Here is a 24,367-nt window from a genome sequence, read left to right as displayed (position 1 = left end):
CATATTACGAGTAATAATTGTTAATTGCAGATAAGCGCTTACATATAACACCAAAAAAAACACCTAATCACACACTAAATAGAATAAAAAACCATAAAATAAGAAAAATAAATCATGTTAACGTTATCATTCAATAAAAACAATTTCTCGCTATTGTTTAAGTAACTGTAACTTAATATTTCCATTGAAATAAACAATAATTGATGATGCGTAAATGCTACGAACTTTTTATTATTTAATAACAAAATTTAACATAAAATTAATATAATGAGTATTAAACTCCAATTATGGTTTAATAAAAGATATTAAATAACAAATATAATGATATGCCCGATTTACGCGCCTTTATCTTGTTTTAACAAAAAACCATCAAAAAAATGGATTAGTCTTATTTTTCATTTATAAAATTTAATATTTTCATTTGTAAACTTCATAATGCATGAAAATTACTATAATTATTTTTTCTATCATTTTATTTTATTCAATTAATATCACTTAATAACAAGGTGATTTCACTTATAAATTATTACACCTATAAATATTTATTAGTAATTATACTTATAAAATAAAAAGCTGTACCCTCATTAGCTTTATCAACTTTTCAGGTACAGCTCTTTTTATTTAAATGACAAAATAAGCACTACGTAAATTTAACTAACTTCTCAGTCCTCTACCCTGCTCAATTAAATACCAAGTCAATAAATAGAAAACAATTAGGAAAATCATTAAAACGCCCAAAGTGACGGCAATAGAGACATCTGCTATTCCTAAGAAACCATATCTAAAGCCACTAATCATATACACAATAGGGTTAAGCTTAGATACCGCCTGCCAAAATGGTGGCAATAAGGTTAATGAATAAAATACACCACCAAGATAAGTCAGAGGCGTCAGCACAAATGTTGGCACAATGCTGATATCATCAAAGGTTTTTGCAAATATCGCATTCAACAACCCGGCAAGTGAAAATACAATGGCCGTCAGTAGCAATGTAATAATTATCATCACCCATGAATGAACTTGTAATGGGATAAAAAATAATGAAACTAACGTGACAAGAAAACCAACTAAGATCCCTCGAGCAACCCCACCGCCAACAAAACCCGCAATAATTACGTGAGTAGGTACAGGTGCAACAAGTAATTCCTCAATATTTTTTTGAAATTTAGAACCAAAAAACGAGGAACACACATTCGAATAAGAGTTGGTGATCACCGCCATCATGATAAGGCCAGGGACAATAAATTGCATATAGTCCACACCGCCCATTTCACCAATTCTCGAACCAATTAAATTACCAAATATCACAAAATAAAGTGACATCGTAATAACCGGTGGTAATAGCGTTTGTACCCAGATGCGACCAAATCGGGTTACCTCTTTGATCCAAATTGTTTTTAGTGCAACCCAATACAGTGAGATCATTGGATTTCCTCCTTCTGAATAGGGTTACTTTCTTTTTTCACTAGGCTAACAAACAACTCTTCTAGGCGGTTGGCTTTATTGCGCATACTCAAAATTTGAATACCTTGCTCACTTAATTGGCTAAATACACTGTTGAGCCCTTGTTCTCTTTTTACATCAACTTCTAGAGTTGAGGTATCAATTAACCGTGACTCATAACCTGCTAATTTCGGTATTGGGCTCTTTGATGTGAGATCGAAAATAAAGGTTTCTGACTCTAACTGGCTTAACAACTGCTTCATACTGGTATTTTCCACCAGTTCACCATGCTGAATAATACCAATATTACGACACAGCATTTCCGCTTCTTCTAGATAATGAGTTGTCAGAATAATCGTTGTGCCTTGAGCGTTTAATTTCTTTAGAAATGTCCACATTGAGCGACGTAGTTCAATATCAACCCCAGCCGTTGGTTCATCAAGAATGAGCAATTTTGGTTGGTGCATTAAAGCACGTGCAATCATCAAACGTCGTTTCATACCGCCAGATAAATTGCGTGCTCTCTCATCACGCTTTTCCCACAAGTCTAATTGAGTCAAATATTGTTGTGCTCGCTGCGTGGCAATATCACGAGGGACACCATAATAGCCGGCTTGATTGAGCACAATCTGTACCACCGTTTCAAACGGGTTAAAATTGAATTCTTGGGGTACTAAACCCAGCTGTTGTTTAGCGAGGACAACTTGTTTTTCTAAATCATAGCCAAATACTTTTACTGAGCCACTGGTTTTGTTAACCAACGAGCTAATAATCCCTATTGTAGTTGACTTACCTGCGCCATTTGGCCCAAGTAATGCGTAAAAGTCACCATCTTCAACGCTCAAATCGATTCCTCGCAATGCTTTCACGCCACCCGGATAGGTTTTGGTCAGTTGCGATAACTCAAGTGCATACGTCATATATAAAAAACACCTTTATTCTTAGGATGGTTTGGGGGCAATATAGCTAATGATGCCACTTTTTTCTGCTCTATGTTATGCAGAAAAGTGATAATTGATTTAAGAAAGATAATTCAACATGTTATATGTTAAGGGTTGTCATGTCTAAATAGGTGGTTCATCATAAGGAAATTAAAATTAGTATAACTAATTATTATTTTATCAATAAATGTTGTATAAAAATAATATATGAGATTTTATCGCAAAGTAACACAACCAGGCTATAAGTCATGATGAGAAAAATTGAAGAGCTGTTTGCTAATAATGAAGCATGGTCAGCCTCTGTAAATGAAGAAAATCCAGAATTCTTTAAAGAATTGTCAAAAGCTCAAAAACCTAGGTTCCTATGGATAGGCTGCTCAGATAGCCGCGTACCTGCCGAAAAATTAATCAATGCGGCACCCGGTGACCTTTTCGTACACCGTAATGTAGCCAACCTAGTGATCCACACCGATCTTAACTGTTTATCGGTTATTCAGTATGCCGTTGATGTTCTCGAAGTCGAGCATATCATTATTTGCGGCCACTACGGATGCGGAGGCATCGAAGCCGCTGTAGATAACACTGAACTAGGATTGATCAATAACTGGCTATTGCATATCCGAGATATTTGGTACAGACATAGCTCAATGCTGGGTGAATTAAAGCCTTGCGAGCGCCTAGACCGTTTATGTGAACTGAACGTTGTTGAACAAGTTTATAACTTAGGGCACTCAACAATTATGCAATCAGCGTGGAAACGCGGGCAAAAAGTGATGATCCACGGTTGGGTTTACGGTATCAATAATGGTCGCTTACATGACTTACATACGACCGCAGATAGCCGAGAAAAACTTGAACTTTGTTATCGTGAAGCCATTTCAAAGCTTACACAGAAAAAATAAATTGCAATGATTTCATTACCTTTTGGCCGTGAACTTATTGCTTTTAGCAAGATTTTTTAGATCAACCTATAACCCCACTCCAAATATTGAGAGTTCAATCAAAGAGTGAGGTTATAGGTTAACAATATCTTTTTCTATTTAATTTGGATTAGTGACTCGGTACTCTTTAATAAAATCTTCATTTAATATTAAGCCTAATCCAGGAATATCGGGAACCTCTACCTGGCCATTGATAACTGGCACTTTATTTTTCACAAGTTCATTATAAATTGGACTGTCACTTTGAGAGTACTCTATCAAATTGCCAAAGCGGGTCGATGCAAGAAAGTGAATGGTTGCATGAAGAAGAATTCCTGTACTAAATCCATGAGGAACTAAATTTATTCCATTCTCTTCCGCTAAAAAATTTATTTTTTTTATTTCAGTAATTCCGCCACAGCGTGTAATGTCTGGTTGAACTATTGCAGGATTCGCGTCTTCTATAAACTGCTTAAATTCAGCATAACTCGTTAATGCCTCTCCACCGGTTATTTTAACTGGCAGGCTATCAGAAAGGCGACGGTAACACTTTAGTCTGTCAGAGGGGACGGGCTCTTCAATCCAATTAATATTGAATTCTTCGAGCATTTTATATCGACTTTGAGCATACGAAAAATTGTGCCATAACCCGACTAAATCAATTGCAATATCAATGTGTTGACCAACAGCCTCACGAATACATTTCAATGTGTCGTAATCTTTTGATGCATCTATACCGAAACCATTTCCACCAAGTTTTATACTTTTAAATCCCTGTTCCACAAGGCTCAATGCTTTTTTACAACTATCATCAACATTATCCGAAGGAATGAATGTGCCATATGCATTGATTTTATCTCTGTATTTACCGCCCAACAACATATGTACTGGAACTTGATAGTATTGCCCTGCAATATCCCATAATGCAATATCGATAGCACTTATCGCGTGAATTCCGGCTCCTCGTCGCCCCATATATTCACTTTCTGTAAACATTTTATCCCATAATTTAGATATTTCTAGAGGGTTTTTCCCAATTAAAATTTCTTTTAACCCTCGACAAGTCGAGTGTGACGATGGCGTTTCTATAATAGACTTTACAACCAACGGAGAACTATCCGTTTCCCCATACCCAACTATTCCAATATCTGTTGTTATCTTAATAATGACGGCATCTTCCCCCCATTCACATTCATCAAATAACTCAGGGACTCGTAACCAAATGACGTCAACATCAATAATTTTCATTTTCAACCCTACTTAAACTCGTGATTTTTAAGCCATTTCATAAGACCAATGGCGCAGATAATAAGAATAATTATGAATGGGGCAGCAGTAAGCGTTACTGCGGTTTTTAACGTTGAAAGTGATGCATTGATATATAACATCGCTAACGGGATTAATCCGAGCATGATGCACCAAAATATACGTAACCCTTTTGCTGGATCTTGGCCTTGTCGTAATCCTTTACTACTTACTGCAGCGACGGTATACGCTGTTGCATCTAAATGAGAAGCAAGAAATACAATCATTAATAGGAAATAAAATAGAGAAAAGAAAGTCCCTAAAGGTAGCTGAGAAAGGATTTGTCCAACTGCAAGTTCACCTTCGTTTGCTTGTAAAAGTGCAGGGGCATTGACAACTCCAGTATTGAATAAATCAATTGCAAAGCCACTTAAACTGCCAAAGAAAAACCAGCACCCTGCACAACCACCAAGGATTAAACCTAATATTAACTCTCTGATTGTACGGCCTTTCGATACTCGAGTTATAAAAATTGAAACACCTGGCGTATATGTTATCCAATAGAGCCAATAAAATACTGTCCAGTCTTTATTAAAGCTTCCCTGACCTATCGGGTCCGTAAATAAGCTCATATGGACAAAGTTTGTCAGTGTTAAACCTAAATTATTGATAAAATTATCGACAATAAAAGACGTATTTCCCAGTAGCATAACAACCAAACCAAAGGCCAGCGTCATTCCACATGCAGCCTTAGCTAGTTTTTGCATTCCACCATCAATACCAATGTATGAACTGAGTGAAAACGTTAATGTAATTATGGCAAGTAGAATAATTTTAAGCATAAAATTATTTTCAAAACCAAAGATGCTTGATAACCCAGCAGAAACAGTACCAACCGTAATTGTGGTTGTTAAAACTAGTCCGCCAAAGGTTGAAAATAAGAAGATTAAATCAATAATTTTTCCTAGCGGCCCTTTTTCAGAAATACCCGTTATAGAGGCAATTAATGAAGATAAATTGAGCCCCTTAGCTTTATTGATATAAAAATGGTATGCCATCGCCAAAGATGCAATACCATAAATTGACCAAGGCGTTAGTCCCCAATGAAAAAAAACATATGAAAGGCTCGTTCGAAGGGATTCTTTACTTTCTGGCGTCAGATTTAAACCTGGAGTACTATAATAGTAAGCCCACTCCATAAAAGCCCAATACATAGTCGCAGAGCCTAACCCTGCACAAATAAACATGAAAATCCAACTCGTATTGGAATATTCCGGATTACCTTCCCCTAGTTTAATTGTTCCATATTTGCTACTAGCGATTAAAATTGCCATGATGACGCAACCAAAGCCTAGTAATTGAACAACCGATCCAAGGGAGCTCGTAAGGCCTTTAAACATACTTTCGGCAAGCTTCTGTGATGACGCTGGGTACAACATCAATAAAATAATTGTAGAAATAACGACAACCATACTAATGGCGATCAGCACTATGTCATTTTTGACAGGTACATTGTCATGAGGTGGTACTTTGGTTTTAACCTTCATAATACATCCCATTGGTTTGAGTTTTTGAGTGGGTGCTTCGATTATCCAGAGTGATTTAAGGCTACGCGAAGCTAATACACAAACCAATATTGCTTATAGAAGCATTACAAATACTAATTTATGGTGTAAAAATGCGTAGTGATATAACAAGGATCCCTCAACTTTCTTGGCTTCTTACCTTTAAGTGTGTCGCTGAAAATGGTAGTTTTACTTTTGCTGCTCGTGAGCTACGTCTCACTCAGTCAGCAATCAGCCAGCGGATAGCTAAACTGGAAGACCTTTTAAAAGCCCAACTTTTTTTTAGAAATTCTAAAAAAGTTGAGCTGACTGAGTCTGGAAAAATGCTACTTGAGCAAGTTCAGGCGCCATTTGATCAGATAATTGAGGTGCTTAAAAACTATCATCAAAATCCAACGAGTAAATATCTCATTATTGAGACTGAACCCGTGTGGAATCGTGTAATCCTATCCCCTGAGTTACCCTCATTTCTCGCTCAGAACCAAGATATTATCTTCAGACAAACACTGACAACTCACCATTTAGATTTTTCAATAGGAACTGATCTAGCCATAAAGTGGGGGGAAGGTTCATGGGATGAATTTGACGCCCAATTTTTATCCAGCATGGACTATTATCCCGTCTGCTCTCCTGAATTCATGAAAAGACATGACATAAGCGAAATTAGTGACTTAGCTAACGTAAAAGTATTACATGAAAGGGATTATTCAGATTGGAATTATTGGCTTAAATATCATCCTTGTGAGGGTATCAACCTAAATACAGGTCATATAGTAGGTGAGTCTGATATTTTAATGCAATTAGCTATCGCCGGTATAGGTGTGGCACTATGTGGCTATCCTCTTGTTAGAGAATATATTAAATCCGGCCAGCTCGTTTTACCCTTACCTCATTTAAAAGTTAGGCACAATAAAGCTTATTATATTTTGACTAAGAAAAATAGAAAGCTATCAGAACAAGCAAAATCATTTATTCACTTTGTAAACTCATTGACATTGAATGAGTACAAATAGCCATAATAACTTGATTTAATAGAAAAAAACAAAAAGGACAGCTTGGCTGTCCTTTTTCTATTTTAACCCATGCAAGATATATTACTCTTCGAGTAACGTCACATGGCCAATATAAGGCAGATGGCGATACTGCTGTGCATAGTCAATTCCATAACCGACAACAAATTTGTCTTCGATAGAATAACCAATCCATTCAACAGGCACATCAACTTCACGACGTGAAGGTTTATCCAATAGTGTACAAATTGCCACTGATTTTGGCCCACGGAGGTCGAAAATTTCACGGACTCGATTTAAGGTATTGCCAGAGTCAATAATATCTTCAACAATCAAAACGTGTTTACCGCGAATATCTTCATCTAAGTCTTTAACAATTTTCACATCACGGCTCGATGTCATTGCATTGCCATAACTGGATACCGTCATAAAATCGACTTCATGAGGAACACTAATTTTACGACACAAATCTGCCATAAAAATAAAGGAGCCTTTTAACAATCCGACAAGAACCAGTTCACCATCAACCTGTTGATAATGCGAACTAATTTTATCGGCTAATTCACTAATTCGTTGTGCAATCTCCTCTTCGGAGATCATTACTTCAAGAGTATGTTTCATCTTCAATCACGCATCTATGAGAATGGAAAGCGCGTAATTTTAGCATACACAGGATAAAGACGCGATATCGAACACAAGACTTAAATTTCGCATCACAATACGGCACCTGATAAAAACAAAAAGAGCCATGAAAATTCATCGCTCTTTGTTATATTGGCTTTAGTTCACATGAATTAGCTAACGGTAAAGCCCATCATCATGCCTGTATCTTCATGCTCTAACAGGTGACAGTGTGCCATATACGGATGTTGTTGCGTTGCTGGATGCTTAAATTCAACAAGGACTTCACTGACTTGCCCTTCAACACGAACAATATCTTTCCAGCCTTGACGATGAGGCTCAACGGCTTTGCCATTCTCTTTCAATATACGAAAACGTGTACCATGAACATGGAATGGATGTAGCATCATATCGCCACGACCTGAAATAACCCAGATTTCTTGCTGATTAATCGGTGAATTAAAGGCTGGATGTGTCATGGAGAAAACTTGCCCATTGATCGTATTGGCATTATGAATATCTAAATCACCCGTTCCTGTACCACAATGTCCACCACCATTACGCATACCACTACCCATGTTGCCGTGGTTCATATTGCCGTGGTTCATGTTGCCTTGCCCCATGGATTGATTGCCACCTGACATCATATTGCCCATCATCGCCCCATGACCACCCATGTTTCCCATCGCTTGGTCGCCATATTTTTCACGTAACATCATCATCCCTTGCATATCTAAACGCATATCCATCATTAAATGGAATCGGCGGCGATTTAGCCCTGCTAGAGATGGGATGGCAGGCATTGCTGCGAGTACTGAAGGGAGCTTTCCTTCGCTACCACTTATTGTGGTTTCAATACGTAAAACAGGTAGGGGTTGATTGAATGGTGCGATGGTCATACCCATTTGCTCAACAGGCAAGGTCACTAAATCAAATGCACGACCGTCAGATGCATCTATCAATACTTCAAAGCGCTCGCCCATTAAAATAGGCAACTCTGATAACGCAATAGGTTCAGCAAGTAGCCCGCCATCACTGGCGACCACGTACATTTTTCGCCCATCACTCGTGGAAATATTCAAACTACGAGCATTACATCCATTCAGTAATCTAAGTCTGATCCAACCTTTTGGCGCAACATGTTTAGGGAAAACAGCACCATTAGTCAGCATCAGATCGCCAAACCAACCGACTGCGGCGCTCATCACGTCAAGCTGATAATCAATTTGACCATCATCATTGAGGCGCTTATCCTGTAAAATAACAGGAATATCATCAACGCCCCATTCGCTTGGTAAGCCATGCTTAGTGCTATCTTCATCTTTGATTAGCACAAGACCGGCGAGCCCCATCGCAACTTGATAGCCGGTTTGTCCGTGTGTATGGGGGTGAAACCAGCAGGTCGACTCTGGCTGTGAGATAGTAAAATTCACTTTACGACTGGCGCCTGGGGCAATAATAGCCTGTGGGCCACCGTCCTGCTCACCTGATATTTCAAGACCATGCCAATGCACCGTGGTTTCGTCCGGTAATTGATTGACTATATTGATATTAACATTCTGCCCATTCTTCAAACTAAGCGCAGGACCTAATAGGTCGCCGTTGTAACCCCAAGTTGTTGTTTTCTTTCCCGGGACAAATGCAGAGGTGCCTTGCTTGATAGCAATTTGAATATTACCTTGAGCATCCGGCTCAAGTAATGGTGGAATAGCGAGGGCGGGATAATTTTCGGCAGCGACGGCCATTTTGCTCCAAAGAGGCAACGCACTAGCCGCATAAGTGATAGCACTTAACTTCAGAAAGTCGCGACGTAACATTGATAACCTTCCTTTATTTATCAAATCAAAAATCTGAGGGAGTGGATGGTAAGTGGCAAATTACCCTTTCTTACCAAAACGTGGTTTAATAGTTGAATGATAAAGCCTCCCCCTACAGGAAGGTCAACATACCCACTCACTAATTATGGGTTTATTACACTACTTTAAGAAAACGCGTATTGACTAACACTTCTATACACAAAATAATCCATACTTCTTAGTTGCATATAAGTGGCAAAAGTTTATCTCAAAAAAGTAAATAGCCGTTAATCTGAGCCACCAAGAACGACTTTGATATCACGATGCAAACCATGTAACTTAAATATGGCGGATATGTTCTTACGCTAATAACGAAACTTGACATAAAAAAGATACAATACCGAATGCGCAAATTTATAGTAATGTCTTGCTTGATAACTCTGTTAGGGATAACGCATACTGCCAGAGCTCTTACCCCAAATGAAGCTGAGGATCTGGCTGATCTTACGGCGGTTTTCATCTATTTAAAATATGACTGTGGGTACTCGCAAATCCCTGACAGGGAAATTGAACGTGCGATTATTTACTTTGCTAATAGCAATAAGTGGGATCTTAGTGACTATAATTCCACCCAAATGAGTGCGCTTAATAAAGAAAGCTACAACGACCTAAAAGGGATCCCCCTAGAAAGGGAGTTCAAATGCCAATCTCTTGCTCGTGACTCATTAGGGTTATTTGCTTACGTCAAATAGAGCAGGCAGTCATGGAAACATGCCTAATACATAAGTGCATGTTCCCCCTTCAGCTTACTTTTTTTTCGCCTTTTTTTCCTGCCAAAACAATGCAATCGACGGAATGCTTTGAATGATTACCATTCTGATGATGTGGTTCGACATAACAAATCCGGCATCAAGGTTCATCGTTATCGCGGCGAATGTCATTGCTTCCATACTACCCGGCGCCCATGCCAACAATAAAACAGACATATCATAGCCGGTTAACCATGAAGCAAATACCGTGATAAGGATGGTTAGTACAATATTGATGACAACCACTTGGGCAGAGGAGTAAATATTTTTGATTAAAGATGAAAGCGGGAAAACAACAAAATGGTTCCCGATATTCATTCCAATTAACACCATACTCAGCTCAGTCAACATTAATGGAAAATTAAGCGGTATATCTAACCAACCTTGAATTAAGGTTGCAGAAGCTAGCGACGTCAACATATAAGGTGCAGGAACGCTTAATCGCTGCAATAGCATCCCAGAAATCACCCCAACAGCGACAATCACTAATAGCCAAAACGTCGATTTAATCGTCAAATCTGGGAGCTCAATAATAGGTTGAGGATCCCCATTACTGCCCACAACAATACCTGCTAACAGAATTAAAATAATTAAGCGGATAGTATGGGAGATTACAATTTTTTGTGGTGGCGTATGGGTGTGGTCGGTCAGTGCTAAAATAGCGGCCATCGCACCGGGCACAGAACCTAGCATCGCTTCTTGTTTTGTCCAACCGACTTTTCGATAAAACCAAAAAAAACTAAATGAAAACTGCACCGCCAAACAAACGACCAACATAAACAAAAGTAAAAATAGATTGTCAGCTTCACTCAAAGACACTTGGTTAAACATCAAACCAACGGATGTTCCAAGGGCAACCTGAACAAAAGTAATCGTGTGCTTAGGGATAGCGAAAGAAAAACCAAAACGATGAAAGATAATAATCGTAATAATCGGGCCAAACATTAATGCTAATGGTATTCCCATGAAGGTTAATGCACCGCCAATTAATGAGCAGGTCGCAATTCCAATAAGCATTTTTATTGATTTTATCATATCATACTAACCACTAAGACGATTCGTGATATGCCCAAAAATTTGATTGGCATTAAGAGGATAGCCTTAATTTATATCACAATAATACCGTTAAGTAGCCGTCGTTTTTATTTATTCGTCACTATAGCAACTATTCACTGTCATTTTACCCTTTGTCAGGTTTTGATTTTGCATTCAAGCCTCAAAACATGATGACTATCTCTGGAGATTTTTATTATCTTCCGTAGCTTGATTAATAACCGCTTTAGCCATCCATTGTGCAATTTCAGTGACCTGATGGTTATCTAACTTCCAAATATCTTTTAAAACTAAAAATATTTCTGAGCCATAAATAACCGAAAAAGCTTTAATCACTTTATCCACAATCTCTGTTGGATATTCATCTTTCATTGGCGAGGTGACCATCTTGAGGATATCTTTTCGATTTCCCCTTTCAAGGCGCTTATCTTTCGGATCCTGAAAAGTAGAACGATTAAGTGCCCACTGCTGTAATGACGCTTGTAATGCCGCTCTCAATACCCCTTCATGTTCAAACATACGTGGAAATGCATATTGTAAGAGCTCATCAATACGTTCTTCTGTTTTTTCACTTTTTGGTCGCCAAGTTAAAATAGGGCCTAAACTGGCATTCACGGTGGCTGCAATTAAGTCGCTTTGTGTTGGAAAATAACGATAAGCGGTTGCACGAGAAACACCAGCCTCTAGTGCAAGGTCGGAAACAGAAGGCATAGCACCTTTTTCAAATAAATCGAGAGCGGTGGTTACTAATAAAATATAAGTACGTTTTCTCGTGCCTTTATATTCAGGAATTACGTGAGTTTGCGGCATTATTTATCCTTAACATACTTTATCTTAGCATTAGGGGCTGTTGATCTTTGCTGCTTATTTTCACAAAATAAAAAGTGTAATAAACAATCAACCTAATTAAAATTTATATTGATTATTAACAATAACCACTATTTCAACTAAAAAAGGACATCAAAAGCGGCTCTTCGGGTTCGATTAAAGAACGTTTCACTCATTTTATTCTACGTTGAGTGGCTCTTGCTTAGTTTACTAAGCGGCGAACCTCTCGCCTTGCCTACTTTGACCTTAAAGAAAGGGTCTTTAATTCGAATGAAAATTGCCCCTCAAAGATCAACAACCCCAAGTCTAGTTAATTTATTTAAGAAAGCACAAGTTTTACTAATCTACAAAATATAATTTGATTTATAAACTTCATAAAAAATAACAAATTAATTAGCTATTACAATAAAATACAAAAAATCATTCACTAACAATATGAAAATAGTGGTATTTATTCATTATAAATACTTATAGCATATAATTATATCAATACTTAATTATCATGCTTTATCAATAAGATACTGATTTTATCATTATTCGTCGAAGCGATAAACCCAAAAATGAGACTGCAATCTCATTTTACAAAGTACCAAAATGATACTATAGTCTCATTAAGATGGAAAATTAAACTCCTTATTCAATCTGAAAGGATTTTTCTATGAAAAAGCATCACGGATTTATCTATATAGCCACTACGCTGGACACGAAAAGTGCCGAAATTTTTTATGTTAGTGACCTAATAAAAAAAGCGGGTTTAACCGTCCGTACTGTTGACCTAACAACGCAGCCAACACAATTAGAAAAAAATGCAGCGAATCAAATTGCCGGATCGGTTTGGTTTGATAATGATGACGCTGAAGCCATTGAATTAAAACCAGCAGTAGCCTTAACAATGTTTGGTGTCACAACACCTTGTGTACAAGAGCTTACCGCTAAATTAGAAGATGAATATGATTGTTTAGTATTCCATGCGACTGGCAGTGGCGGTAAAGCAATGGAAAAACTGATTGATAGTAACCTATTGCATTCAGTTCTCGATATCACGACAACTGAAGTTTGTGATTATTTATTCGGCGGTGTACTCGCCTGTGATGAAGACCGTTTCGGTGCTATTGCTCGGACTAAAACCCCTTGTGTCTTGTCTTGTGGTGCTTTAGATATGGTGAACTTTGGGCGTCCAGCAACCGTTCCTGAGCAATATCGAGATAGAAATTTTTACCATCATAATTCGCAAGTGACCTTGATGAGAACGACCTTAGAAGAAAATCGACAAATGGGTCGTTGGATTGCTGAAAAACTAAACCGTTGTGAAGGTGAAATTCGTTTTATCGTACCAACAGCGGGTTTCTCTGCCCTTGATATCGAAGGTGCTCCATTTTGGGATCCTGCCGCTGATCAAGCCTTTATTGATTCACTCAGCGAAAATTTGATGACAACCGAAAAAAGAAAATTAGTTTTAAGTCCTTATCATGTGAATTCAGTTGAATTTTGTGATCAGGTCATTCAATTACACCAGGAAATATTGAACAAATAATACAGAGGTTCATTCATGAAACATAACCGCGAAAGTTTACTGAAAAATTTCAGAGAGATGATCGCCCGTGGCGAGCCCATTATCGGTGGTGGTGCGGGTACTGGCTTGTCAGCTAAATGTGAAGAAGCCGGCGGCATTGATTTAATCGTTATTTATAACTCAGGTCGCTATCGCATGGCAGGCCGTGGTTCTCTTGCTGGCCTACTCGCTTATGGCAATGCAAATGAAATCGTTATGGATATGGCTAAAGAAGTTCTTCCCGTTGTAAAACAAACACCTGTACTTGCTGGTGTTAACGGCACTGACCCTTTTTGCCAATTTGATAAATTCCTTGATGATATCAAAGCGACGGGTTTCGCTGGTGTGCAAAACTTCCCAACCGTGGGTTTAATTGATGGTAACTTCAGAGCCAACCTTGAAGAAACCGGCATGGGATATGCACTCGAAGTCGACATGATCCGCATGGCACGTGAAAAAGACTTATTAACAACACCTTATGTCTTTAGCCGAGAAGATGCGATTGCGATGACTGAAGCCGGTGCCGATATTATCGTTCCACATATGGGATTAACTACCGGAGGTAATATTGGTGCAGAAACCGCGCTCACACTCAAAGATTGTGTCCCTCTAATTAATGATTGGGCGAAAGCCGCTAAATCCGTTCGTGAAGATGTGATTGTACTTTGCCACGGTGGTCCAATTGCCACTCCTGAAGATGCTGAATATATCTTAGCTAACTGCCCAGATTGTCATGGCTTTTATGGGGCAAGCTCGATGGAGCGTTTACCAACTGAAGTTGCACTAACTGAAACAACACAAAAATTCAAATCAATTACTCGCTAGGCCTTTTTATTTTTACATTTTGTATTGCCAACACCAGGCGCCTACTTCGGTAGGCGTTTTTTATTCCCTATTTCCGCTTTAAATACTGCCAGAATGTCCAAAGTAATGAAGTTGAATAATAAATTATCCCAAATTGAATAATCATTAATGGCTGTTCAGTCATTCCTGTCATTTTTAAAGCATCATAATAACCATTGGACACCAAAAAAGATTCCGTTAGCCCACCTACGGGTAAAAAACGAGTCAGAAAGACAGCAATAATAAAGCAGGCAACGTAATGCCTTAATTTAGCAATTCCTTCATCAAAAGCGTTAAAATTATAGGGCTGCGTTCTACCAACAATAATACGGTTTATCAACGTGACCGCATAGAGATACAAAATAGCTGAAGAGTTTATTTGTGTCGTATGAAATATGATTGCAACGACACCAAGAATAATAGCAATAAATACAAAGAAAAATCCACGATGAACAACGCCCATCATGGTGCTCATGTGCACTAAAATAAATTCGAATAACAGTATGAGTACCATATTATACACAACGTCAGCACCTGACCATTGTGGATAAAACCAGAGTGATACTAAATATAATATGTAAAAAACACTTAAGCCATGATCAACGATTACCGGTAACTTGCTCAGCAATCCTTGTTGCTCATATTGAGTTGCTACCACCCGCTTTTTATCACGATAATTTGGATTAGCTGCCTTAACCAAATTTCGTCGATTATTTTTCTTTGGTTTCCTTGCCATTTATTTGCTCCATGCTGAGACTAAAAACTTAACTTATTTTCTAAATACATTAAGCCGAAGTTTGCTTTCTCGATTTATACCAACGAGAAAAAAACCAAATAATCATAGGCATAATAACGGGCATCGAAAAATACATCACACCAAATGCAAAGGCGACGTGAGGCTTTTCAGGGAATTCGCCACCTGAACTCATTACATCAAAATAGCTAATTGACGATAAATAGCTTGGCGTTAATCCCCCATAGGGAACCATAAAAGATAGGATTAAAGCTGCGAATATGCAAAACATAAAGTTTAGCGCCATCAAAGCTGAATATAACATATTTTCTTGGCGCTCTTGTGGCGTCCGGCTTGTAAGACCAAAGACCATACGATTAATCACAGTCGCGCTATAAAGATAAAGGATGATGGGTGCATCACCCAATACGGATGTATTTATGGCGAGGGCAAATATCCCATAAAATAGCGCAAAACCCGCCAGCGCCAGTTTATTTTGAATAACTGCCATAAACACACCTGAGTGCACGAGAATAAATTCAAAAATAAGGATTATGGTCAGGTTATAGATGATCTCAGCGTTATAATATTCAGGATAAAACCAAACTGATAAAATAAAACCCACATAAAAAAGGGAAAAACCATAGTTAATTAACTTAGAAAAAGTACGTAGGATATTAAAAGAATGTGTGCTTTCCTTAACTGTTTTTATCGAAGCATTTTTAGGAAAAAAGCCTTGTTCTTTGCGGTTACGGCTACGTTTATTTTTCATACCACCTTCAGATCCCTTATCCATTAATTTCCCTATAAAAAAATCACGCGGTCAGCCAATAATTTGAATTATGATAGACCTACGTTACTTAATAATATGATAAATAAATAGTGGCTAAAATCTGAATTAATAAAGAAACAAAAATGGCATGACGATTTTAATCACGTTCATGCCATGCTAGCCGTTACAGGATTATACTAATTTGGCAATTAAGCTATCGAGATCACCTTGTAAAAAATGCACTGGTGGAATTTCAATCACGGTATAAGCACCCGCCGCTTGCTTCATTGTTGCTCTGGCAGCAGAAACCATAAATTGAGAGGTTAACGCAGGGTTATTGATTCGCATTGAGTATTCGAATAATTGATTATGCGTTGCCCCTGAAACCCCCTTGTGCGTCATATGCACGCCATGTCCGACATCTTTCAGGGCATCAATGCTATCAACTTGACGAATGTGTGTTTCATCCGATGAAAAGTAACTATCCGCTTTGATCGCGCTGACAACTTCATCAAATTTAGCACCTGCATCTAACTCGATGTAAACCATACGGCGATGTACGCCCGTACCTAATGGGATGGTAACCGATAGTGCATCTTTTACACCTTCAATCGCTTTCGCGGCAACACTGTGCCCCATACTCATTCCAGGACCAAAGTTAGTAAAAGTAACTCCTTTAGGCGCCATAGCCAGCATTAATGTACGCATGATGGAGTCAGAACCTGGATCCCAACCCGCCGAAACGATGGCGACACTATTATGCTGTTTCGCTACATCATCAAGACTTCTTTTTAATGCAACAATATCAGAATGCACATCAAAACTGTCTACGGTATTGATCCCAAGGCTGAGGATTTTTTTTGCTAAAGGTTCTATCGCACGCGTCGGTGAACATAAGAGAGCAACATCAATTTTCCCTAACTTTTCAATATCATCCACAACAGGGTAAGCTGAAAGCTCTGAGGGGATATCTTGAGTATTACGGCGAACGATACCGACTAATTCAAAATCTTCGGCTGCCTGAACAGCTTCTAGCGCATAACGGCCAATATTGCCGTATCCCACTATTGCTGCTTTAATTTTTGTCATTTTTTATCCTTAATATACTGATGCTGTTGATTGCATTTAATCATTTGTCCCTCCAAATAATTCAAATTGCAGTGAGATGATCTGCGAGCTACATCTCCCACAAAATTCACTGTAACGTGAAGTTTGACAGGTCTATATTGAATTTAACAGAATCATTAATAGTAAACAAAGTATTCACCCTTTCTATAATCTCGTAAAATAGTCGAATTTAAACCCTATTTTCCTTAATGAAATAGAGGTAGAATCAGCGCCACGTTTCTGTTTATTCCTATTCTTACTTTTATAAAGGTTATTGATGCATCAGTCCGATGTGACTGAGAGATCACTCTTTTCTCTCAGTTGGCCAATTTTTATTGATATTTTTCTTCATTTGGCCACTTTGCTTATTAATACTTACATGGTTAGTCATGTATCAACAGCCTACCTCGCTGCTATGGGGGTGGGGAATCAGGTATTTGACCTTTTTATTACTATTTTCACTTTTATTAGTGTTGGGTGTAGCGTTGTTATCGCCCAATACTTAGGCGCGGGCCGCCGAGATAAAGCGGGCCAAGCCATTCATATTTCAATTGCATTTAACTTTATCCTTGGATTTGCCAGTGCATTAGTCGCCCTATTCTTTGGCTATAAAATACTTAGCATTATGAATATGCCATCCCATTTAATGGATGATGGTTATGCTTATTTGCGGGTTTTAGGCATATGTTTAATTCCTGAAGCTATTTCGATTATTTTAGCCGCCTGTTTACGTGTATATGGTAAATCCCAGCCCGCTATGTGGGTAACGTTAATCGCCAATATCATTACCGTATTCGGAAACATGATTGTGCTGTATGGTTTCTTTGGTTTACCACAATATGGGCTTGAGGGTGTGGCATGGTCTACCGTTGTGGGACGTGTCGTTGCGGTCATTTTACTTTTCTGCCTACTATTTTATGGGCTAAGAATTAAATTTACCCCAATCATGCTGGTACGTTGGTCAAGTAATATGCTAGGTAAAATCCTACATATCGGTTTACCTTCTGCGGGGGAAAACCTCGTGTGGATCCTGCATTTTATGACGGCTTCCGCATTTATCGGCTTGATGGGAGAAACCGCCCTTGCTGCACAGACGCTTTATTTCCAACTTTCACTCTTTATTATGCTGTTTGGTATTTCTATCAGCATTGGTAATGAAATTATGGTTGGTCATCTTGTTGGTGCCAAGCGATTTGAAGATGCCTTTAACCGCGGTGTAAAAAGCTTAAAAATGGGCTTTTTTGTGACTATCGGCGTGGTACTTTGCTTTTGGTTACTGCGTGATCCTATTTTAAATAATATTACTGATGATCATAATATTATCGAGCTTCTACTCCCGCTGTTCTTACTTTCTGTTTTCTTAGAGCCTGGCAGAACCCTAAATATTGTGATGGTGAATGCACTGCGCGCTTCTGGCGACGCACGTTTCCCGTTGTGTACCGCTATCATCTTTATGTGGGGTGTCGCAATTCCACTCGGCTATTTCCTAGGAATAAAAATGGAAATGGGCTTATTGGGGATCTGGATTGGTTTCTTTGCTGATGAATGGCTTCGAGGCTTAACCAATGCTTGGCGCTGGCGTTCACGACGCTGGCAAAGCAAACGACTTGATTTAGAAAACTAAATCTAAAAAACCTTATCCTGCCTATTGATGTAGGCAGGACTTTTGTGACAACGGTCAAACTTAGATTATTTTTACCCTTAACTACATATTTAGAGATTAATTTTCTACTATTCGTTTTTATCTCCTCAAACATAGCGAAATATTTCTCCCCGTTTTTGATTAAAATAAACCTATCAAAACGCTTTCGTTGGAAACTATCGCCATGCATACACAATCTCAGCCACTACTTTGGCAATATTTTATTAAAGCTGTGAAGCAAGAAGTTAAACCTGCCTTAGGTTGTACTGAGCCAATCTCATTAGCATTAGCGGCAGCTAAAGCGGCTTCTTATCTTGATGGGCACGTTATCCGTGTATGCGCTTTTGTTTCCCCTAACCTGATGAAAAATGGTATGGGTGTAACGGTTCCCGGCACAGGTATGGTTGGCTTACCCATTGCAGCCGCACTGGGTGCGATTGGTGGTGACAGTGAAGCGGGTTTAGAAGTCTTAAAATCAGCCTCTCCAGAAGCGATATCACACAGTAAAAATATGCTAGCCGAAGGCTTTGTTACTGTTGATATTAAACAGCCTTGCGATGATGTTATTTATTCAGAAGCCACTGTTTATACAGAAACCGGATCTGCAACCGTTATGATTGCGGGCACGCATACTCGAATTGTTAAAATCATTCATAATGAAAATATTATTTTTGATATTACTCAGGGTAATCAACACAGTGATACGCTTGTCGACTGCGCAGCTGATATTCCATTGCCTATCGTAACCGCCAAAGCAGTATACAATTTTGCGACTCAAGCCCCTCTCGAGGATATCCGCTTTATTTTAGAATCTGCACACTTAAATGATGCGTTATCGCAGGAAGGTTTACGTAATGTATATGGCTTACACATCGGCAAAACGCTGCAAACTCAACGTGACCGTGGTTTATTATCCAAAGACCTGATGTCTGAAATCATGATCCGTACTTCCGCTGCATCCGATGCACGTATGGGCGGTGCTGTGCTACCGGCGATGAGTAACTCCGGCTCAGGTAACCAAGGGATCGCAGCAACAATGCCTGTTTTGGTGACGGCAGACTATCTTCAATCCACCGAAGAACAATTGGCTCGCGCCTTAATGCTGTCACATTTAATGGCGATTTATATTCATAACCAACTCCCTGCATTATCTGCTTTATGTGCAGCAACTACAGCTGCGATGGGCGCTGCGGCAGGTATCGCATGGTTATTAGAATCTCGTTATGAAGTGGTTGCCATGGCAATTTCAAGCATGATTGGTGATGTCAGCGGGATGATTTGTGACGGTGCATCAAATAGTTGCGCCATGAAGGTATCGACCAGTGCCAGCTCAGCCTATAAAGCAGTATTAATGGCGTTAGATAATAGCTGCGTTCGAGGCTCTGACGGAATTGTTTCTGATGATGTTGACCAATCCATTTCCAATTTGTGTTCTTTAGCCGCCGGTTCAATGCGGCATACAGATGTGCAGATTATCGAAATAATGGCTGCTAAAGCACGTTAATTCTGCATCATTAACACTGTAGCTTTGTTGGCTTCACGCGCTAACCCTAGTTATATGCTCCTTGGGATTAGCGCCTTTTCCGCTTTGCTACAGTGCCAATTACGTTGAATTAATCTTAATTAATAAATGATAAATATTATTTAGCACCTAATTCTGCAAATTTTTCGCGAATGATATCTTCAGGAAGACCGACGCCGATAAAAACTAGCACACTGTGGCGTTTTTCATCTTCTAGCCAATCCTTATCCCAATCGGCACTATAAAGACGTTGGACACCCTGAAATAATAGCCGCTTAGGTTCATCCTTAATGGATAAAATACCTTTATAACGCAATAAATTATCAGCAAAACCAAGCAGTAAATCTTCCATCACTTGGGAAACTTCCATCAGCTCAACAGGGTAATCAAACTCAACAACGATTGATTCCACTTCATTTTGCTGTTTAGGGGCAAAACGAAAAGTGGGCTGTTTTACATTCAATTTTGAATCGAGTAAAAAACCTTCAATATCTAATAATAAATCTAAATTGATATCACCATGAATAACCGGATAAATTGGTGCTCTCGCATTAATACGCTGTAAACGTTCGGTTAATGCATCGATGTTAGGTTCAACATCTGTTTTGGTGAGTAAAATTCTATCAGCGTAGCCAATTTGTGCTTGTGCTACCGCAAAATCATTAAGTTGTTTATCTGCATGAACCGCATCCACTAAGGTAATGATGCCATCCAATAAAAACCGTTCACATAAGACTTCATGAGAGAAAAAAGTTTGAGTGATAGGACCCGGATCTGCCATTCCAGTACATTCAATCACTAATCTATCAAAGTCGAGTTTTCCAGTATCTAAACCATCTAATAAATCTAAAAGTGCATTTTCTAGCTCACTTGAACGACTACAACAGATACAGCCATTACTGAGTGTTGTTATTTGCGTCGCTCTGTCGCCAATTAAGGCATTATCGATGGGAACTTCACCAAATTCATTTTCGATAACCGCAATTTTATGCCCATGATCTGCATGGAGAATATGGCTTAATAACGTTGTTTTACCTGCCCCTAGGAAGCCAGTTAGGATGGTTACATTAATCGGTTTCATTATTCCCCTCTTCACTTCATCAGTTAACAGCAGCGAAATCCACCTTTGCCACTTCCACCATAGCGAGCATCCTGCCTCTCGCGGAAAAATTCTTTGTACGTCATAACCGGTTTATCTGGATGATTATCGTTCATATGCTGTACGTATGTATCATAGTCAGGAATACCAATTAACATTCGGGCGGCTTGCCCAAGGTATTTGCCTGTTTTTCCTAGATTGCCAAACATCAGCGTCTCCTACTACGCAAATGCCCTACATCATGTTATTGCATAATGTAGAGCATTATTTTAAGTATGCCGTTAAAGATTAGTGTGAAGATGAAACTTTCACGCCCTCTTTAGGTACGGGTACATAAGGGGTTTCTTTATCGGTACGCTCTGGATTCTTATGTGCTTTCATCGCGACACGGATACCAAAGAAAATAATACCGTAAACCACGACTAAGAATAGAATACTCAAGCCCGCATTGGTGTAGTTATTGATGATAATGTGATTCATGTCAGTAACTTGTTGTGCAGTAAAGTCTGTACCACCTGCTGCGATTTTTTCTTTGTAAGATTTCGCTAAGTATAAGAAACCTTCTAACTGTGGGTTATCGCTGAATAATTTCAGACCTAACGCCCATGTTGTACAGATTAACAACCATACCGCCGGTAGAATTGTCACCAATACATATTTGCTACGCTTCATCTTAATTAAGACAACAGTACTTAGGACTAACGCAACCGCTGCTAACATTTGGTTCGAGATACCGAACAGAGGCCATAGACTCTTAACGCCGCCCAGAGGGTCAACCACGCCTTGATATAACAAGTAACCCCATAGACCCACACAACCTGCGGTACCAATAATACCCGCAACAAGTGAATCTGTTTTCTTTAAGAATGGAACAAAGTTACCTAACAAGTCTTGCAGCATAAAGCGGCCTGAGCGTGTCCCTGCATCCAGCGCAGTTAAGATAAACAACGCTTCAAACAAAATACCGAAGTGATACCAGAAACCCATATTTGCCGCAGGTATGATTTCATGGAATACGAATGCAATACCCACTGCTAATGTTGGTGCACCACCCGCACGGTTTAATATCGACGGTTCACCAATATCTTTCGCCGTTTGCATGATTTGCTCAGGCGAAATAACAAAGCCCCATGAGCTCACTGTTGCCGCAGCTTGAACGGAAACATCTTTCAATTGAGCCATGATTGCTGCGCCATCAGCGCCACCAAGTTCATGCAGGTTAGGCATGGTAATACCTAATGCCGCAGGAGGTGTATTCATCGCAAAATACAAACCGGGCTCGATAATCGAAGCCGCGACTAACGCCATCACCGCAACGAAAGATTCCATTAACATCGCACCGTAACCGATGTAACGTGCATCTTTTTCGTTTGCTAATAATTTTGGTGTTGTTCCTGATGCAATTAATGCGTGGAAACCAGATACCGCACCACAAGCAATGGTAATAAATAAGAATGGGAACAGCGTACCTTTCCAAACTGGACCTGTACCATCAATATATTGAGTAACTGCAGGCATTTTCAGTTCAGGGTTTAGAATAACAATACCAATGGCTAAACCAACAATAACCCCGATTTTAAGGAAAGTTGCGAGGTAATCACGCGGTGCTAAGATCAACCAAACTGGCAGTAATGCAGAGATAAACGCATAACCAACAAGAACATAAGTAATTGTTGTATCTTTGAATGTCAGTGCTGGTCCCCAATATGGGTCATGAGCGATAACGCCACCAAACCAAATTGAAGCAACCAGTAGCACAATCCCCATCACCGAGACTTCGGCTACACGCCCCGGCCGGATATAGCGCATGTATATCCCCATAAAGAGTGCAATCGGCACAGTCGAACAGACCGTAAAGACACCCCAAGGACTTTCTGCTAAGGCTTTAACCACGATCAACGCCAGTACTGCGAGAATGATGATCATGATGAGGAAACAGCCGAATAACGCCAAAGTACCTGGGATCGGCCCAAGTTCTTCTTTTATGATTTCCCCTAATGATGCGCCATTACGGCGTGAGGAGATAAACAGCACCATAAAGTCCTGTACCGCCCCAGCAAGAACAACCCCACCGAGTAACCACAACGTTCCCGGTAAGTAGCCGACTTGTGCCGCCAATACAGGTCCAACTAACGGGCCTGCCCCTGCGATTGCCGCAAAGTGGTGACCGAAAAGAACATTTTTATTGGTCGGCACATAGTTTAAACCGTCATTATTGATAACCGCCGGAGTTGCACGAGTTTCATCCAGCTTCATCACTTTTTTAGCGATATATAAGCTGTAATAACGATATGCAATTAAATAAACCGCCACTGAGGCGACAACTATCCATAACGCACTAATATGTTCGCCGCGTCTTAACGCGACAACGCCCAAACACACCGCACCAATTATCCCTAGGATCATCCAAGGAATGTGCTTCAAAATACCATTTTTGTTCATAGAACACCCTTATAAGGTAAAACGAACATACCATTAATTTATTATTCATTGCTGGCAGTAGTTAAACCATTTGGAGTAAATACATTGAGCTCTGCCATGGTGTCTATGGTAAGAAATAACCGTCGATAAAAGGTTAAAGTTACGCTGAGCGGTAACATAAAGAATTAAGCGGTTAGATTTTTGGTATGAAGGGTTTTGGGGGAGTTACAAACCAGTAAAAAATGTGATCCAGCTAACTATAACACGACATTTCAATGAGTTAAAAATAATAAACAATAGCGATAAAATTGTAACCATTGTTAATTAATCTCGCCATTAACGTAATATTACTGTCTTTATTGTCTTTAGGTTTTTATTGTTCCTTACTACATTCCCAATCCTCTAAATAATTCGTGTTGTCGCTAGGCGGTAAATGCGCTAATCC

21 protein-coding genes are annotated in these 24,367 nt (G+C 39.2%); 7 read left to right on the top strand and 14 right to left on the bottom strand.

The genetic code is table 11. The features are described from left to right. Positions 1 to 654 precede the first annotated feature (654 nt). Both M998_RS15495 and M998_RS15490 read right to left on the bottom strand, forming a co-directional pair. Entirely contained in the window at positions 655 to 1,425 is a 771-nt protein-coding gene (locus tag M998_RS15495; RefSeq protein ID WP_068446240.1) for an ABC transporter permease, read from the bottom strand. Continuing rightward, positions 1,422 to 2,363 (bottom strand): ABC transporter ATP-binding protein, encoded by a 942-nt coding sequence (locus M998_RS15490; RefSeq protein ID WP_068909696.1) that lies wholly within the window; start codon positions 2,361 to 2,363, stop codon positions 1,422 to 1,424. The genes M998_RS15495 and M998_RS15490 overlap by 4 nt, the downstream gene beginning before the upstream one ends. A 269-nt stretch (positions 2,364 to 2,632) precedes the next feature. On the opposite strand from M998_RS15490, the gene can reads away from it, so the two are divergent. Then, a complete protein-coding gene (can, locus tag M998_RS15485) occupies positions 2,633 to 3,286 on the top strand; it encodes a carbonate dehydratase (RefSeq protein WP_068446244.1) in 654 nt (217 codons plus the stop codon). A 138-nt stretch (positions 3,287 to 3,424) separates the two neighbouring features. On the opposite strand, the gene M998_RS15480 is transcribed toward can, so the two are convergent. After that, entirely contained in the window at positions 3,425 to 4,552 is a 1,128-nt protein-coding gene (locus tag M998_RS15480) for a mandelate racemase/muconate lactonizing enzyme family protein (RefSeq protein WP_068909694.1), read from the bottom strand. Positions 4,553 to 4,560: 8 nt separating this feature from the next. Continuing rightward, on the bottom strand, positions 4,561 to 6,096 hold the full coding sequence (locus tag M998_RS15475) for a BCCT family transporter (protein ID WP_068909693.1): 1,536 nt from the start codon (positions 6,094 to 6,096) through the stop codon (positions 4,561 to 4,563). A 131-nt stretch (positions 6,097 to 6,227) separates the two neighbouring features. Between M998_RS15475 and M998_RS15470 the strand changes: the two genes are divergently transcribed. Further along, entirely contained in the window at positions 6,228 to 7,127 is a 900-nt protein-coding gene (locus tag M998_RS15470; RefSeq protein ID WP_068909691.1) for a LysR family transcriptional regulator, read from the top strand. Positions 7,128 to 7,208: 81 nt separating this feature from the next. On the opposite strand, the gene hpt is transcribed toward M998_RS15470, so the two are convergent. Further along, positions 7,209 to 7,745, bottom strand: coding sequence for a hypoxanthine phosphoribosyltransferase (gene hpt / locus M998_RS15465; protein WP_068446246.1), 537 nt, complete (start codon positions 7,743 to 7,745; stop codon positions 7,209 to 7,211). A gap of 173 nt (positions 7,746 to 7,918) precedes the next feature. Continuing rightward, positions 7,919 to 9,562 carry a multicopper oxidase CueO gene (gene cueO, locus M998_RS15460; protein WP_068909689.1) on the bottom strand — a complete coding sequence of 548 codons (1,644 nt, stop codon included), beginning with the start codon at positions 9,560 to 9,562 and terminating at the stop codon, positions 7,919 to 7,921. A gap of 383 nt (positions 9,563 to 9,945) precedes the next feature. Between cueO and M998_RS15455 the strand changes: the two genes are divergently transcribed. After that, entirely contained in the window at positions 9,946 to 10,293 is a 348-nt protein-coding gene (locus M998_RS15455; RefSeq protein WP_068446250.1) for a YacC family pilotin-like protein, read from the top strand. A gap of 54 nt (positions 10,294 to 10,347) precedes the next feature. Here M998_RS15455 and M998_RS15450 read toward each other — a convergent pair whose 3' ends face one another. Both M998_RS15450 and M998_RS15445 read right to left on the bottom strand, forming a co-directional pair. Further along, a complete protein-coding gene (locus M998_RS15450; RefSeq protein WP_068909687.1) occupies positions 10,348 to 11,385 on the bottom strand; it encodes an AbrB family protein in 1,038 nt (345 codons plus the stop codon). Positions 11,386 to 11,580: 195 nt separating this feature from the next. Next, the gene (locus tag M998_RS15445) at positions 11,581 to 12,213 is read right to left on the bottom strand and encodes a TetR/AcrR family transcriptional regulator (protein ID WP_068446254.1); all 633 of its coding nucleotides are present in this window, start codon (positions 12,211 to 12,213) and stop codon (positions 11,581 to 11,583) included. A gap of 676 nt (positions 12,214 to 12,889) precedes the next feature. Between M998_RS15445 and M998_RS15440 the strand changes: the two genes are divergently transcribed. Further along, positions 12,890 to 13,765: a Tm-1-like ATP-binding domain-containing protein gene (locus tag M998_RS15440; protein ID WP_068909685.1), complete on the top strand. Its 876-nt coding sequence runs from the start codon at positions 12,890 to 12,892 to the stop codon at positions 13,763 to 13,765. Between the two features lie 15 nt (positions 13,766 to 13,780). After that, positions 13,781 to 14,608 (top strand): phosphoenolpyruvate hydrolase family protein, encoded by an 828-nt coding sequence (locus tag M998_RS15435; RefSeq protein ID WP_068446258.1) that lies wholly within the window; start codon positions 13,781 to 13,783, stop codon positions 14,606 to 14,608. Positions 14,609 to 14,675: 67 nt separating this feature from the next. Here the strand turns inward: M998_RS15435 and M998_RS15430 are convergent, their stop codons facing one another. From M998_RS15430 to M998_RS15420, 3 genes are all read right to left on the bottom strand, one after another. Next, a complete protein-coding gene (locus M998_RS15430; RefSeq protein WP_068446260.1) occupies positions 14,676 to 15,362 on the bottom strand; it encodes a hypothetical protein in 687 nt (228 codons plus the stop codon). A gap of 49 nt (positions 15,363 to 15,411) precedes the next feature. Next, positions 15,412 to 16,155 (bottom strand): hypothetical protein, encoded by a 744-nt coding sequence (locus M998_RS15425; protein ID WP_068909683.1) that lies wholly within the window; start codon positions 16,153 to 16,155, stop codon positions 15,412 to 15,414. Positions 16,156 to 16,323: 168 nt separating this feature from the next. Then, positions 16,324 to 17,220, bottom strand: a complete 897-nt coding sequence (locus M998_RS15420) for a diaminopimelate dehydrogenase (protein ID WP_068909681.1) — start codon at positions 17,218 to 17,220, stop codon at positions 16,324 to 16,326. A gap of 295 nt (positions 17,221 to 17,515) precedes the next feature. Here M998_RS15420 and M998_RS15415 point away from each other — a divergent pair, with 295 nt between their 5' ends. Next, positions 17,516 to 18,862: an MATE family efflux transporter gene (locus M998_RS15415; protein ID WP_068446267.1), complete on the top strand. Its 1,347-nt coding sequence runs from the start codon at positions 17,516 to 17,518 to the stop codon at positions 18,860 to 18,862. Between the two features lie 202 nt (positions 18,863 to 19,064). After that, the gene (locus M998_RS15410; RefSeq protein ID WP_068446269.1) at positions 19,065 to 20,384 is read left to right on the top strand and encodes an L-cysteine desulfidase family protein; all 1,320 of its coding nucleotides are present in this window, start codon (positions 19,065 to 19,067) and stop codon (positions 20,382 to 20,384) included. A 136-nt stretch (positions 20,385 to 20,520) separates the two neighbouring features. On the opposite strand, the gene yjiA is transcribed toward M998_RS15410, so the two are convergent. The 3 genes from yjiA to M998_RS15395 all read right to left on the bottom strand — a co-directional run bounded on the left by yjiA (position 20,521) and on the right by M998_RS15395 (position 23,943). Then, on the bottom strand, positions 20,521 to 21,483 hold the full coding sequence (gene yjiA, locus M998_RS15405) for a GTPase (RefSeq protein ID WP_068446271.1): 963 nt from the start codon (positions 21,481 to 21,483) through the stop codon (positions 20,521 to 20,523). A gap of 23 nt (positions 21,484 to 21,506) precedes the next feature. Beyond that, entirely contained in the window at positions 21,507 to 21,710 is a 204-nt protein-coding gene (locus tag M998_RS15400) for a YbdD/YjiX family protein (protein ID WP_068446273.1), read from the bottom strand. 79 nt (positions 21,711 to 21,789) lie between these two features. Beyond that, positions 21,790 to 23,943 carry a carbon starvation CstA family protein gene (locus M998_RS15395; protein WP_068446274.1) on the bottom strand — a complete coding sequence of 718 codons (2,154 nt, stop codon included), beginning with the start codon at positions 23,941 to 23,943 and terminating at the stop codon, positions 21,790 to 21,792. Positions 23,944 to 24,367: the final 424 nt, after the last annotated feature.

Origin of the sequence: Providencia heimbachae ATCC 35613 (genome assembly GCF_001655055.1) — a bacterium.
In the GTDB taxonomy this organism is placed as follows: Bacteria; Pseudomonadota; Gammaproteobacteria; order Enterobacterales; family Enterobacteriaceae; genus Providencia; species Providencia heimbachae.
The sequence above is the reverse complement of the archived record's forward strand: the minus strand, read 5'-3'. Positions and strand labels throughout refer to the sequence as shown.